This window comes from Pseudomonas sp. GW821-FHT09H03, assembly GCF_059415945.1.
In genome coordinates this window covers 171,483-184,376 of the sequence record NZ_JBWKOF010000006.1, presented here as the reverse complement: position 1 = coordinate 184,376, position 12,894 = coordinate 171,483, and the positions used below count along the sequence as shown (strand labels likewise).

At 60.4% G+C, this 12,894-nt stretch carries 13 protein-coding genes and 1 other RNA gene; 8 read left to right on the top strand and 6 right to left on the bottom strand.

Translation table 11 applies throughout. The annotated features are described in order from the left end of the window. The first annotated feature begins 26 nt into the window (after positions 1–26). The 3 genes from AC07OG_RS10695 (at position 27) to AC07OG_RS10685 (ending at position 2,119) form a co-directional block, all read left to right on the top strand. A complete protein-coding gene (locus tag AC07OG_RS10695) occupies positions 27–1,193 on the top strand; it encodes a zinc-binding metallopeptidase family protein (RefSeq protein WP_495066993.1) in 1,167 nt (388 codons plus the stop codon). Positions 1,194–1,352: 159 nt separating this feature from the next. Then, an RNA gene (gene ffs, locus AC07OG_RS10690) (signal recognition particle sRNA small type) lies at positions 1,353–1,449 on the top strand. 382 nt (positions 1,450–1,831) lie between these two features. Continuing rightward, positions 1,832–2,119 (top strand): hypothetical protein, encoded by a 288-nt coding sequence (locus AC07OG_RS10685; protein WP_495066992.1) that lies wholly within the window; start codon positions 1,832–1,834, stop codon positions 2,117–2,119. A gap of 101 nt (positions 2,120–2,220) precedes the next feature. Here AC07OG_RS10685 and AC07OG_RS10680 read toward each other — a convergent pair whose 3' ends face one another. Further along, positions 2,221–2,973, bottom strand: coding sequence for a substrate-binding periplasmic protein (locus tag AC07OG_RS10680; RefSeq protein ID WP_495066991.1), 753 nt, complete (start codon positions 2,971–2,973; stop codon positions 2,221–2,223). 123 nt (positions 2,974–3,096) lie between these two features. Here AC07OG_RS10680 and dnaX point away from each other — a divergent pair, with 123 nt between their 5' ends. From dnaX to AC07OG_RS10655, 5 genes are all read left to right on the top strand, one after another. Continuing rightward, positions 3,097–5,199, top strand: a complete 2,103-nt coding sequence (gene dnaX, locus AC07OG_RS10675) for a DNA polymerase III subunit gamma/tau (RefSeq protein ID WP_495066990.1) — start codon at positions 3,097–3,099, stop codon at positions 5,197–5,199. 66 nt (positions 5,200–5,265) lie between these two features. Beyond that, positions 5,266–5,604 carry a YbaB/EbfC family nucleoid-associated protein gene (locus AC07OG_RS10670; protein WP_060539784.1) on the top strand — a complete coding sequence of 113 codons (339 nt, stop codon included), beginning with the start codon at positions 5,266–5,268 and terminating at the stop codon, positions 5,602–5,604. Positions 5,605–5,819: 215 nt separating this feature from the next. Then, positions 5,820–6,854, top strand: coding sequence for an NADPH-dependent curcumin/dihydrocurcumin reductase (gene curA / locus AC07OG_RS10665; RefSeq protein ID WP_218424508.1), 1,035 nt, complete (start codon positions 5,820–5,822; stop codon positions 6,852–6,854). Between the two features lie 78 nt (positions 6,855–6,932). Continuing rightward, a complete protein-coding gene (gene recR, locus AC07OG_RS10660) occupies positions 6,933–7,535 on the top strand; it encodes a recombination mediator RecR (protein WP_218424507.1) in 603 nt (200 codons plus the stop codon). A gap of 205 nt (positions 7,536–7,740) precedes the next feature. Further along, entirely contained in the window at positions 7,741–8,889 is a 1,149-nt protein-coding gene (locus AC07OG_RS10655; protein ID WP_495066989.1) for an acyl-CoA dehydrogenase family protein, read from the top strand. A gap of 143 nt (positions 8,890–9,032) precedes the next feature. Here the strand turns inward: AC07OG_RS10655 and AC07OG_RS10650 are convergent, their stop codons facing one another. The 5 genes from AC07OG_RS10650 to ccoS form a co-directional block, all read right to left on the bottom strand. Then, positions 9,033–9,581 carry an adenine phosphoribosyltransferase gene (locus AC07OG_RS10650; RefSeq protein WP_008057870.1) on the bottom strand — a complete coding sequence of 183 codons (549 nt, stop codon included), beginning with the start codon at positions 9,579–9,581 and terminating at the stop codon, positions 9,033–9,035. An 80-nt stretch (positions 9,582–9,661) separates the two neighbouring features. Further along, positions 9,662–10,396, bottom strand: coding sequence for a fumarate/nitrate reduction transcriptional regulator Fnr (gene fnr / locus AC07OG_RS10645; protein WP_218424505.1), 735 nt, complete (start codon positions 10,394–10,396; stop codon positions 9,662–9,664). A gap of 93 nt (positions 10,397–10,489) precedes the next feature. Beyond that, positions 10,490–11,872 (bottom strand): oxygen-independent coproporphyrinogen III oxidase, encoded by a 1,383-nt coding sequence (hemN, locus tag AC07OG_RS10640; RefSeq protein ID WP_495067069.1) that lies wholly within the window; start codon positions 11,870–11,872, stop codon positions 10,490–10,492. 110 nt (positions 11,873–11,982) lie between these two features. Then, positions 11,983–12,666 carry a sulfite exporter TauE/SafE family protein gene (locus AC07OG_RS10635; protein WP_060539779.1) on the bottom strand — a complete coding sequence of 228 codons (684 nt, stop codon included), beginning with the start codon at positions 12,664–12,666 and terminating at the stop codon, positions 11,983–11,985. Further along, on the bottom strand, positions 12,659–12,877 hold the full coding sequence (gene ccoS, locus AC07OG_RS10630; RefSeq protein WP_060539778.1) for a cbb3-type cytochrome oxidase assembly protein CcoS: 219 nt from the start codon (positions 12,875–12,877) through the stop codon (positions 12,659–12,661). The genes AC07OG_RS10635 and ccoS overlap by 8 nt, the downstream gene beginning before the upstream one ends. Positions 12,878–12,894 lie beyond the last annotated feature (17 nt).

The window sequence follows — 12,894 nt, the reverse complement described above, 5'->3', positions numbered from 1 at the left end:
TTGGCAAGCCCCAGGGAGAGATCGCCATGCACCGTTTTTTCGAACAGCTGACTTCGCGAATCAGCGCCCCCTTCACGGCGCAAAATTCGCGCAACAGCAAGGTCTGGCCCTGTCGTTGCGGGCAGTCGCTGTTTTTCCGCAACAGTCAGTGCCTGGCCTGTTCGGCCGCCCTGGGCTATCAGCCACAGCTCGGCCGTCTATCCTCGCTGCAGCCCGGCGTTCAGCCGGACAACTGGTTACTTGATGCCGACCCCGAAGCGGGCTTGTTCCGCCGCTGTGCCAACCTCGATTCGCCCGCTGCGTGCAATTGGTTGCTCCCGGACACCGGTCGCGACCTGCTGTGCATCGCCTGCAGCCTGAACCGCACCATTCCCGACCTGACGATCGCGCAAAATCACGAACGCTGGTGCAAGGTCGAAACCGCGAAACGACGGCTGGTCGCGCAACTGATCAGCCTGGGCCTGCAGGTCATCCCGAAAACCGTGGACGAAACGGCCGGGCTGGCGTTCGATTTTATCGGCGTCGACCTCGACGGCAAACCGCCCACCACCGGGCATGCCAACGGCCTGATCACCCTTGATATCAACGAAGCCGACGACGTTCACCGCGAACAGGTGCGGGTGCAGATGCACGAGCCCTATCGCACGCTGCTCGGGCATTTTCGTCACGAGGTCGGGCATTACTACTGGGATCGGCTGATCGGAGGCAGCCATTGGCTGGAGGCGTTTCGCGGGCTGTTCGGCGACGAGCGTACGAGCTACACCGATGCGCTCGAGCGGCATTATCAGCAGGGCGCACCGCCGGACTGGCCACAGCATTACGTCAGCGCCTACGCCACCATGCACCCATGGGAAGACTGGGCGGAAACCTGGGCGCACTACCTGCACATGATGGACGCGGTGGACACGGCACTGGGATTCGGCATGAGTGCCAGGGAGCTGGATCTCGACTTCCAGCCGTTTGCGCCTGGCACCCTTTACGACCCGCAACACCCCGGGGGCGCGGCATTTCTGGCGTTCGTCAACGCATGGATCGAACTGGCCGGAATGCTCAACGAACTGTCCCGCAGCATGGGGCAGCCGGATTTCTATCCATTCGTGCTGCCGCCGGCGGTGATCGCCAAGCTGCACTTCATCCACCTGGTGATCCAGCAGGAGGGCGGCAGGGCGGACGAGGTGCTGCAGGATCTGTAGGCGCAGCCGTCGTGCGGGCCGCGTTCGGACGATCTTTCCACTTCTGCGCATGTCCTTGAAGCGCCTCATTTTTTTTAATCCGTCCGAACAGTTGTAACTTCGTCTCAGATAGGTACAATGGCGCGGCTCGCCGACAGGTGAGCGTCGTTATGGTGACCCCATCGGTCCCCCCGCAACGATTACCCGTGAACCTGGTCAGAGCCGGAAGGCAGCAGCCACAGCGGGAACATTGTGTGCCGGGGTGTGGCTGGTGGGGTTACCACCTATCTCCAGTCCTTGGTTCTACAAGGATTTCTCAGTAAAAAAAATTCTTCGAAGTACGACAGCGTTCATGTACGCCTGAATGGTGCATTGTGCTGGCACTCAGTATTGTCCGCGCTCAAACCCTGCTCGCACACTAATGACGACATATTGGTATGTCCGGGGGCATGGCATTCTACGAAACTGTAAGCAATGCACTGCAACTTTGTCCCGAGTCGAAAAGGCACTGTGGCCAGTTGCGATGCTGGCAGTCTCCCTCTATAAATATCTCCTGCGATCTATGCGGCAAGCCCTCGGCTATTCGGCATCGAGCCATATCCAGCGGCTTTCGTGTTGAGGTGCTTTACTGGTTTTTACACTGCATTACGAGATTAACGATGAAGATATTTTATGCAGTTGCGTTGCTTGTATCGATGTTGGGTAGCTCAATTGCTTTCGCTGATAAGTTTGATACCTACAAATGTACAGATGACTGCTCGGGGCATCAGGAAGGGTATGACTGGGCCAAAGAAGAAGGGGTTGACGATGAGGAATCCTGCAGCGACGCCTCTCAATCCTTCAACGAAGGTTGTCGGTCGTTTGTCCATGGCGGCAGCGGAGTTATCACACCGGAAGATGAAGATGAAGATGAAGATGGCGCTGACGCTGACGATGGCGACGAATGAATAACCTGATGGCGGCTTGAGGGTTCAGATCGCAAGGCTTGGACAACGGCTCGTCGTGCCGCCGCCGTGACGCTCTGAAAATCGACGCTAGCTCACAAGGGTTACGGTGCGGTCTTTGGCTCGCCACCGATATAGAGCCGGATAATGTCGTCAATCTCTCCGGTCTTCTTCATCCGCATCAGTGTGCCCAGAATGCGCTGCACGGGCAATTTTGGGTCGTTGCGCACATAACAGCCCAGTTTCAACTCCTGCAGTTCTGCCACGGCTTTTAACTGCTGTTGCGGCAACAGGCGCTGATTGAACCAGTCCAGGCTCCATTGATTGCTGACGGCATAGCGATTGCGTCCGGCCAAAAGCTTGTCCAGCACCAACTGCTGATTGCGCGCGTCGTCACGCTCCAGGCGCTTGGCGTCGAACAGTGGTTGCAGGGTCGGGTAGCTGTAACGTAGTACGGTGCCAATGGGTTGTGCCGACAAGTCCGCCGGGTTTATCGGGGCAGTCGAGGCTTGTCGGGAGACGAGCAGGTCGGGCTGAGTGAAGAGCGGGATGCTCCAGCTGTAATCGCCTGGCTGGTCGGTCAGCCATGTTTGCACAACGTAGCAGCGCACATCGACTTCGCCATGCTCCATGGCGGTTTGTATGCGGCCGCGAGGCAGTACGTGGAATTCGGCAGGCATGCCGACCTGGGTCGCGAGGCTGAGCATCAGGTCATGCAGGATGCCCTGGGTCGGGCGATCTTGTTCAAACTGCATCATGGGCATGGCCCAGCTATCGGGCACCACGAAACGCAAGGGTGCGTCCGCGGCCATGCCGTCCAGGCTGATTAACAGCATTGCCCCCAGCACCAGCCGCATAAACACCCCGTTAAATGTGCGCAAAGTGAAGCTTAGCCAGAATTGAGGAGCGCACCGGATGCAATTTGTGCCTTGCTCCGCTAGCATTAGCCGCTTCTGCTTCTTTCGTTGCGACGGTTTTCGATGAGTTATCAGGTTCTTGCACGTAAATGGCGTCCGCGCTCGTTCCGCGAAATGGTCGGCCAGACCCATGTGCTCAAGGCTCTGATCAATGCCTTGGACAGCCAGCGGCTGCACCACGCGTACCTGTTTACCGGGACCCGCGGGGTGGGCAAGACTACCATCGCGCGGATCATTGCCAAATGCCTGAACTGTGAGACAGGTATCACTTCCACGCCCTGCGGCGAGTGCTCGGTGTGCCGGGAGATCGATGAAGGGCGCTTTGTCGACCTGATCGAGATCGACGCCGCGAGCCGCACCAAGGTCGAAGACACCCGCGAGTTGCTCGATAACGTGCAATACGCCCCGAGCCGTGGTCGATTCAAGGTCTACCTGATCGACGAAGTGCACATGCTCTCCAGTCATTCGTTCAATGCACTGCTCAAAACGCTCGAAGAGCCGCCACCCTACGTCAAGTTCATTCTGGCCACCACAGATCCGCAGAAACTTCCTGCAACGATTCTCTCGCGGTGCCTGCAGTTCTCCCTGAAGAACATGACGCCGGAGCGTGTGGTCGAGCATCTGACTCACGTCCTCGGGGTCGAGAACGTGCCATTTGAAGACGACGCGCTGTGGCTGCTCGGCCGCGCTGCCGATGGTTCGATGCGCGATGCCATGAGCCTGACCGACCAGGCGATTGCCTTCGGGGAAGGCAAGGTCATGGCAACCGATGTGCGGGCGATGCTCGGGACTCTCGATCACGGTCAGGTCTATGATGTCCTGCATGCGCTGATCGAAGGTGATGCCAAGGCTTTGCTTGAAGCGGTGCGTCACCTGGCTGAACAAGGTCCGGACTGGAATGGCGTGCTGTCGGAAATTCTCAACGTATTGCATCGTGTCGCCATCGCCCAGGCCCTGCCTGAAGGCGTCGACAACGGTCACGGCGACCGCGACCGGGTGCTGGCCCTGGCCCAGGCTCTGCCGGCCGAAGACGTGCAGTTCTACTACCAGATGGGCCTGATCGGTCGTCGCGACCTGCCACTGGCACCGGATCCGCGAGGTGGCTTCGAAATGGTCCTGCTGCGGATGCTGGCCTTCCGCCCGGCAGACACCGCGGATGCCCCGAGACAGCCACTAAAGCCAGTGGGGATCAGCCAGGCCACAGTTGATTCCGCCAAATCCGTGGCTGCCGCGCAGGTGACTGCGCCGGTAGTCGCCGCCGCAGTCGAACCGGTGGCGGCTGCGCCCGTCGAACCAGTGGTGGCAACGGCTGCCGTGCCTGAACATGCTGCACCTGCACCTGCACCTGCACCTGCACCGGTCGTGGTGCCCGAGCCCGTGGTTGAAGCGGTCGTGGTCGAGGAAGTTATCGACCTGCCGTGGAACGACCCGGTCGAGCCTGCCCCCGTTCAGCAGCCAGCGGTCGAACCGGTTCTGGAAACCGCGAGCGAGCAGCCCGAGTTGCCGCCTATGCCGTTACCGACGCCGGACAGCGTGGTGCCGGATGCGCCGGAGTGGGCCGCCACGCCAACTCCTGAGCCAACGGTCGCCCAGGTCGACGCCGCCACGCCAGGCATGGATCTGGATGACGAGCCCCCGCTGGACGAAGACTACATCGAGCCGGACATGGATTCGGCCTACAGTTACCTTGACGAGTTGGCCAGCGAGCATGCCGCTGACCCTGCGCCGGAGCCCGAGCCTGAGCCCGCCGCGATGCCGGCCACCGGCCTGGCCCTGCAATGGCTGGAGCTGTTCCCGAAACTGCCGATTTCCGGCATGACCGGTAGCATTGCCGCCAACTGCACGCTGATCGCGGTGGATGGCGACAATTGGCTGATGCACCTGGACCCGGCCCACAGCGCCTTGTTCAACGCGACCCAGCAGCGCCGTCTTAACGAAGCATTGAACCAGTATCATCAACGCACACTGACCCTGAGCATCGAGCTGATCAAGCCCGAGCAGGAGACCCCGGCACAGGCGGCTTCGCGCCGGCGCGCCGACCGTCAGCGCGAGGCGGAAGAATCGATCCACGGTGATCCGTTCATCCAGCAAATGATGCAGCAGTTCGGTGCGGTGATCCGTAACGATACTATTGAACCTGTCGACGCTCTGGTCACTCAGGGCTAATAACTGAAAGCGCTCGGCCGATCGGCCGGGCGCTGTTTTGATCCAAGTACTTTTGAGGTGATTCCCATGATGAAAGGTGGCATGGCCGGCCTGATGAAGCAGGCGCAGCAGATGCAGGAAAAAATGGCCAAGATGCAGGAAGAACTGGCCAACGCCGAAGTCACCGGTAAAGCCGGTGGCGATATGGTCACCGTGGTCATGACCGGTCGTCACGACGTCAAGAGCGTGAGCATCGACCCGAGTCTGGTCGAAGGCCTGAGCGAAGACGACAAGGAAATGCTCGAAGCAGTCGTAGCCGCCGCCGTCAACGACGCCGTGCGCAAGATCGAAGCCAACAGCCAGGAAAAAATGGGCAGCATGACCGCCGGCATGCAATTGCCACCGGGCATGAAACTGCCATTCTGATTCGCCTTCAGGCGACAGATGAGATACAAAAAATGCCAGGCATCGCGCCTGGCATTTTTGTTTCCGGCTGTTGGAGGGTTGCGGTGATCCCTGTGGGAGCGGGCTTGCTCGCGAAGAAGTCGCCCCGGTCTTACTCCAGAAACATCGAACGCGATACCCTTACAAAGGTCTGCTCCCTATATCACCGAATCCCATCGATCCAAGGAGACGCCACCATGTCCGACCCCATGACCCTCAATCAACGCATTGTCCTGGCCTCGCGCCCGACAGGTGCGCCGACGCCGGAGAACTTCCGTCTGGAGCGGGTGGCACTGCCGGACCTGACTGACGGTCAGGTGCTGCTCAAGACCGTCTACCTGTCTCTGGATCCCTACATGCGTGGTCGCATGAGTGACGCGCCGTCCTACGCAGCGCCAGTGGAAATCGGCGAAGTGATGACCGGTGGCGCCGTCAGCCGGGTCGAGCGCTCGCTCAATCCCAAGTTCCAGGAAGGTGATCTGGTGGTCGGTGCCACAGGCTGGCAAAGCCATAGCATCAGCGACGGGCGCAGCATCATCCCGGTGCCTTCGGGATTGCCCAGTCCATCGATGGCTTTGGGCGTGCTCGGCATGCCGGGCATGACTGCCTATATGGGCCTGATGGACATCGGTCAGCCCAAGTCCGGCGAGACCCTGGTCGTCGCGGCCGCATCCGGCGCCGTGGGCTCGGTGGTCGGCCAGGTGGCGAAGATCAAGGGCCTGCGCGTGGTTGGCGTCGCCGGTGGTGCGGACAAGTGCCGTTATGTCGTCGAAGAGCTGGGCTTTGATGCCTGTGTCGACCACAAGAGCCCGGACTTTGCCGATGAGCTGGCCAAGGCCTGCGGTAACGGAATCGACATCTACTATGAAAACGTTGGCGGCAAGGTCTTCGATGCGGTGGTGCCGCTGCTCAATGCCAAGGCGCGGATTCCGCTGTGCGGCCTGATTGCTTCCTACAATGCCCATGAAGCACCGAGCGGACCGGACCGTTTGCCCCTGTTGCAGCGCACGCTGCTGACCAAGCGCGTGCGTATCCAGGGTTTTATCGTGTTCGATGACTACGGCGATCGCCAGCCGGAATTCCTCAGCGCCATGGCATCGTGGGTGCGCGATGGCAAGGTGAAGTTCCGCGAGGACGTGGTCGATGGGCTGGAGCAGGCGCCCGAAGCGTTCATTGGCCTGCTGGAAGGGCGCAACTTCGGCAAGCTGGTGGTGCGAGTCTGCCGGGATTGATATTCAACGCAGTAATTTGACGCAAATCAGAGGCGCGGGTATAAACCGCGTCTCGTTGTTTTGTCGGACTTTTTCACCATGAGCTTCAGCCCTTTGATTCGCCAACTGATCGATGCCCTGCGAACGTTGCCGGGGGTGGGTCAGAAAACCGCCCAGCGCATGGCGTTGCAGTTGCTCGAACGTGATCGCAGCGGCGGCTCGCGGCTGGCGCTGGCCCTCAGCCAGGCCATGGAAGGGGTCGGGCACTGTCGCTTGTGCCGCACGCTGACCGAAGACGACCTGTGCCCGCAATGTGCCGACACCCGGCGTGACGACACTTTACTGTGTGTGGTGGAAGGGCCGATGGATGTATATGCGGTGGAGCAGACAGGTTTCCGTGGTCGTTACTTCGTGCTCAAGGGTCACTTGTCACCACTCGACGGACTGGGGCCGGAGGCTATCGGAATCCCGCAGTTGATGGCGCGCATCGAAGAGGCTGGCACCTTTGCCGAAGTCATTCTCGCGACCAATCCGACGGTGGAAGGCGAGGCTACGGCGCACTACATTGCCCAACTGCTGAGCAGCAAAGGCCTGATCGCTTCGCGTATCGCCCATGGCGTGCCGCTGGGCGGTGAACTGGAGCTGGTGGATGGCGGGACGCTGGCGCATTCGTTTGCCGGGCGTAAGCCGATCACTCTGTAATTGGTGTTGGCCCGGCCGACGCGATCGCTGGCAGGCCAGCTCCCACAGGTTCTTTGGTGTTCGTGCTAGCATGAACTGCCAGAGTTACTGTAGGGCTGGCTTGCTAGCGATGCAGGCGACTCGGTTGCGCTGTTTCACACAAATCCAGTTGAAAACCAAGCAAGCGCTCGGTTAACTTCACTGAACCCTTCAGTGGAGCTCGCCGATGTCTGCCTTGCAGGAATACTTCGACCCCAGCCACCAATTGGTCCGTGACAGCGTCAGACGTTTCGTCGAGCGCGAGATTCTTCCTGGCATCGACCAGTGGGAAGAAGCCGAAAGCTTTCCCCGTGATCTCTACCTCAAGGCCGGCGCGGCGGGAATACTCGGCATCGGCTACCCAGAGGTCCTGGGTGGGAGCCATGAAGGCGATCTGTTCGCCAAGATCGCCGCCAGCGAAGAGTTGATGCGCTGTGGCTCTGGCGGCCTGGTGGCGGGGCTCGGTTCGCTGGATATCGGCCTGCCGCCGATACTCAAATGGGCCCGACCTGAGGTTCGCGACCGAGTGGTGCCGCAGGTGCTGGCCGGGGAGAAAGTCAGTGCCCTGGCCGTAACCGAACCCGGTGGTGGCTCCGACGTCGCCAATCTGCAAACCCGCGCTGTGCGTGACGGCGATTGCTACCGCGTCAGTGGCAGCAAAACCTTCATTACCAGCGGCGTGCGTGCCGACTTCTACACAGTTGCGGTGCGCACCGGGGCTCCAGGTTTTGGCGGCATCAGTCTGTTGCTGATCGAGAAGGGTACGCCAGGTTTCACTGTGGGCCGCCAGTTGAAGAAAATGGGCTGGTGGGCGTCGGACACCGCTGAGCTGTTCTTCGACGATTGCCGGGTGCCAGCAGGCAATTTGATCGGCGGTGAGAACATGGGCTTCGCCTGCATCATGGGTAACTTCCAGAGCGAGCGACTGGCCCTGGCGTTGATGGCCAACATGACCGCGCAGCTTGCGCTGGAGGAAAGCCTGAAATGGGCGCGTCAACGCGAAGCCTTTGGCAAACCGATTGGCAAGTTCCAGGTGATCAAGCATCGCCTCGCCGAGATGGCTACGGCGCTGGAAGTGTCCCGGGAGTTCACCTATCGCCAGGCGGCGAAAATGGCGGTGGGGCAGAGTGTCATCAAGGAAATATCCATGGCCAAGAATTTTGCCACGGACACGGCGGACCGGATCGTTACCGATGCGGTGCAGATCCTCGGTGGTTCAGGGTATATGCGCGAGAGTCTGGTGGAGCGGCTGTATCGGGATAACCGGATCCTGTCGATTGGCGGCGGGACGCGGGAAGTGATGAACGAGATCATCAGCAAGCAGATGGGGCTTTGATTGATCTTGTAGGTGTGGTGTCTGTACTGCCCGCTTCGCGGGCAAGCCCGCTCCCACAGGTTCTCTGGTGTACATCAGAAGTGTGAACGACCAAGCCCCTGTGGGAGCGGGCTTGCTCGCGAAGAGGGCAGTCCAGGCGCCGCTTACTTATCGCTCAACGCAAACTGCGTCAGGCAGAAAGTCGGGATGCCCATGTCTTCCAGGCGCTGCGACCCGCCCAGCTCCGGCAGATCGATAATCGCCGCTGCCTCGTGCACCCGTGCGCCCATGCGACGGATCAGGTTTGCCGCCGCAATCAGGGTGCCACCGGTGGCGATCAGGTCATCGAACATCACCACCGAGTCGCCTTCACAGAGGCTGTCGGCGTGCACTTCAAGGAACGCTTCGCCGTACTCGGTGGCATAGCCCTCGGCGAGTACGTCGGCCGGCAGCTTTCCTTGCTTGCGAAACAGCACCAACGGCTTGTTCAGCTGATAAGCCAGCACCGAGCCGATCAGGAAGCCACGGGCATCCATGGCGCCGATGTGGGTGAAGTCGGCCTCGACGTAACGGTGGGCGAAACTGTCCATCACCAGGCGCAGGGCCGTTGGCGACTGGAACAGCGGGGTAATGTCGCGGAAGATCACGCCTGGTTTCGGAAAGTCGATGACCGGGCGGATAAGGGATTTGATGTCGAAAGAGTCGAAGACCATTATCGAAGAGTCCTGGCAGGGCTGCAAACGGCGCAGTATAACGGCGGCTGAACCGTTTCGCTCAGCCGCAATGATTTGTATCAGCTATCCACCGAGCCACCGGCCAGGGCGCAGAGCTCGATAGGATCAAGGATGTGGATCTCCTTGCCTTCGGCGGCGATCAATTCGTTCTGCTGGAAGCGCGTAAAGACGCGGGAAACGGTCTCCACGGCCAGGCCCAGGTAGTTGCCGATTTCGTTGCGCGACATACTCAGGCGGAACTGATTGGCAGAAAAGCCCCGGGCACGAAAGCGCGCCGAGAGATTAACGAGGAAAGTGGCGATGCGCTCGTCGGCGGTTTTTTTCGACAGCAGCAGCATCATCTGCTGGTCGTCACGGATCTCGCGGCTCATCACACGCATCAATTGGCGACGCAGTTGTGGCAGTTGCATGGCCAGTTCATCGAGGCGTTCGAACGGAATTTCACAGACCGAGGTCGTCTCAAGAGCTTGTGCCGATACCGGATGCTTTTCGGTGTCCATGCCTGACAGGCCGACCAATTCGCTTGGCAGATGGAAACCGGTGAGCTGCTCTTCGCCGGAATCACTGAGGCTGAACGTTTTCAGGGCGCCGGAGCGTACCGCGTAGACGGAATCAAAGGTATCGCCCTGGCGGAACAGAAACTCGCCCTTTTTCAGCGGGCGGCCCCGTTTGACAATGTCGTCCAGCGCATCCATGTCTTCCAGATTCAGCGAAAGTGGCAGGCAGAGAGGCGCGAGGCTGCAGTCCTTGCAGTGTGCCTGAGTGTGGGTGCGCAGTTTGACTGGCTCGGACATTTCTTCAATCCTTGTGGGAAATCACACATTAGGTGTAAGGGTAACCCACCCAAGGACATTGAGGCCAGCCTGTGGCGGTTTTGTCACGCCAGTCTAGATGACTCGTGAAAACCGCTGATAGCCGTGTTGTGCAAGGTATGCGTCGAAGACCATACACACTGAGCGCACCAACAGTCGCCCGGCAGGCAATACTGTGATTCGGTCGCTATCGAGTTCGATCAGCCCGTCGTTGGCCATGTCCTGCAGTTGCGGCCAGAGCTCGCCGAAGTAGCCTTGAAAATCGATGTTGAACACCTGCTCGATCTCGCTGAATTCCAGGCTGAATTGGCAGATCAATTGCTGGATGACCGCGCGCCGCAGGCGATCGTCGGCGTCGCACAGCAGGCCGCGGCTGGTTGCCAGCTGCGATGAAGCGAGTGCGTTCTGGTACTCGCTCAGGTCGCTGCTGTTCTGGCAGTAAAGGTCGCCGATCTGACTGATGGCCGATACGCCCAGGCCGATCAAGTCGCAATGACCATGGGTGGTGTAACCCTGGAAGTTGCGTTGCAGGGTTGACTCCTCCTGGGCGATCGCCAGTTCATCGTCGGGCAGGGCGAAGTGATCCATGCCGATGTAGCGGTAACCGGCAGCGGTCAGCTGTTCGATGGTGCGTTGCAGGATCTCCAGTTTCTGTGCCGGGCTTGGCAGTTCTGCGACGTTGATCCGTCGTTGTGGCATGAAGCGCTCCGGCAGGTGCGCGTAATTGAACACCGACAGGCGATCCGGTTGCAGGTTGATGACTTCTTCGACGGTGCGGGCGAAATTCTCCGGCGTCTGTTTCGGCAGGCCGTAAATCAGGTCAATGTTGATCGAGCGAAACTGCAGGGTGCGGGCTGCGTCGATCACCGCACGGGTTTCTTCCAGGCTTTGCATGCGATTGACCGCGCGCTGTACGGCGGGGTCAAGGTCTTGCAGGCCGATACTGACCCGATTGAAGCCCAACTCGCGCAGCAGGCCCATGGTCGACCAATCGGCCTCGCGAGGGTCGATTTCGATGCCGTAGTCGCCAGAGTCGTCATCGAGCAGGTTGAAGTGTTTGCGCAGATGCGTCATCAGCTGGCGCAGTTCGTCGTGGCTGAGAAAGGTCGGAGTGCCACCGCCGAAATGCAGTTGCTCGACTTTTTGCGTGGGGTCCAGATGGCGGGCGATCAGCTGGATTTCCTGCTCCAGGCGGCGCAAATAGGGGGCCGCACGGCCGCGGTCCTTGGTGATGACTTTGTTGCAGCCGCAGTAGTAGCAGATGTTCGCGCAAAACGGCACGTGTACGTACAGCGACAGAGGTCGCTGGGCCTTGCGGCTCTCACGCAGCGCATGGAACAGGTCGAAGCTGCCCACCTGAGGGTTGAATTGCATGGCGGTCGGGTAGGAGGTGTAGCGCGGTCCCGCAAGGTCATAGCGGTGGATCAGATCGGTGTCCCAACGAATGGCGTCGAGCATCATGCGGGCGTTCCCCCCGGGTGGACTGGCATTTTTCGGCTAGTCTAGTGGGCGGAGCGGTTGGGCATCTTGACTTGCATCAAAGTCTAAACGTCAAAAGATCTTGCCCTTTAATGCCCCATCAACCAATGCTGATGCGGCCCCGGCAAGGTCCAGATGCCGAACAGCATCACCAGCAACCCGCCGGCCATGCGCACGCTGCGTTTGCGCAACAGCGCCGTGACGCGTTCGGCGGCCAGGCCGGTGGCGAGCAACACCGGCCAGGTACCCAGCCCGAAGGCGAGCATCAACAATGCGCTGTCCAGGGCATTGCCCTGGCTGGCTGACCACAGCAATGTGCTGTAAACCAGGCCGCAAGGCAGCCAGCCCCAGAGAGCGCCCAGCAATAACGCACGGGGTACGCTCGACACCGGCAGCAGTTTGTTCGCCACGGGCTGGATATGTCGCCACAGGCCGCGACCGAGGCTTTCGATGCGGGTCAGGCCGCTCCACCAGCCGGCCAGATACAGGCCCATGGCGATCAGCAGCAGGCCGGCGAGCACGCGCATTATCAACGCTGCCGGGCTGTTGGCCACCGCCCAGCCGGCCAGGCCGATGAGCAATCCGGCGCAGGCATAACTGAGGATTCGCCCCAGGTTGTAGGCCAGCAACAGGCGAAAGCGGCGGCTGCGCTGTTCCTTGGGAATCGCCAGGGTCAACGCGCCCATCAGGCCGCCACACATACCCAGGCAATGCCCGCCGCCGAGCAGGCCGAGAATTACCGCAGACACCAGCAGTGGCGCCAGTTCAAGCATGGGGTGGCGCCTTGTCGTCCGGTTTGGCCGGATGGCCGCTGGCCTCGTCGACGGCTGCGGTGTGCTTCGGGTCCTGATCGTCGAAGAGGATGCTGTGGGCCGGGCCGTCAAGGTCGTCGTACTGGCCGCTGTCCACCGCCCAGAAGAAAATGTAGACGGCGATGGCTACGAGCAGCAGGGCGGCCGGGATCATCACGTAGAGAGCTGGCATCTGGACTCCATGCTCGC

Coding starts and splice junctions, on each gene's coding strand:
- AC07OG_RS10695 (WP_495066993.1), top strand. CDS start 27: ATGCACCGTTTTTTCGAACAGCTGACTTCGCGAATCAGCGCCCCCTTC.
- AC07OG_RS10685 (WP_495066992.1), top strand. CDS start 1,832: ATGAAGATATTTTATGCAGTTGCGTTGCTTGTATCGATGTTGGGTAGC.
- AC07OG_RS10680 (WP_495066991.1), bottom strand. CDS start 2,973: ATGCGGCTGGTGCTGGGGGCAATGCTGTTAATCAGCCTGGACGGCATG.
- dnaX (WP_495066990.1), top strand. CDS start 3,097: ATGAGTTATCAGGTTCTTGCACGTAAATGGCGTCCGCGCTCGTTCCGC.
- AC07OG_RS10670 (WP_060539784.1), top strand. CDS start 5,266: ATGATGAAAGGTGGCATGGCCGGCCTGATGAAGCAGGCGCAGCAGATG.
- curA (WP_218424508.1), top strand. CDS start 5,820: ATGTCCGACCCCATGACCCTCAATCAACGCATTGTCCTGGCCTCGCGC.
- recR (WP_218424507.1), top strand. CDS start 6,933: ATGAGCTTCAGCCCTTTGATTCGCCAACTGATCGATGCCCTGCGAACG.
- AC07OG_RS10655 (WP_495066989.1), top strand. CDS start 7,741: ATGTCTGCCTTGCAGGAATACTTCGACCCCAGCCACCAATTGGTCCGT.
- AC07OG_RS10650 (WP_008057870.1), bottom strand. CDS start 9,581: ATGGTCTTCGACTCTTTCGACATCAAATCCCTTATCCGCCCGGTCATC.
- fnr (WP_218424505.1), bottom strand. CDS start 10,396: ATGTCCGAGCCAGTCAAACTGCGCACCCACACTCAGGCACACTGCAAG.
- hemN (WP_495067069.1), bottom strand. CDS start 11,872: ATGCTCGACGCCATTCGTTGGGACACCGATCTGATCCACCGCTATGAC.
- AC07OG_RS10635 (WP_060539779.1), bottom strand. CDS start 12,666: ATGCTTGAACTGGCGCCACTGCTGGTGTCTGCGGTAATTCTCGGCCTG.
- ccoS (WP_060539778.1), bottom strand. CDS start 12,877: ATGCCAGCTCTCTACGTGATGATCCCGGCCGCCCTGCTGCTCGTAGCC.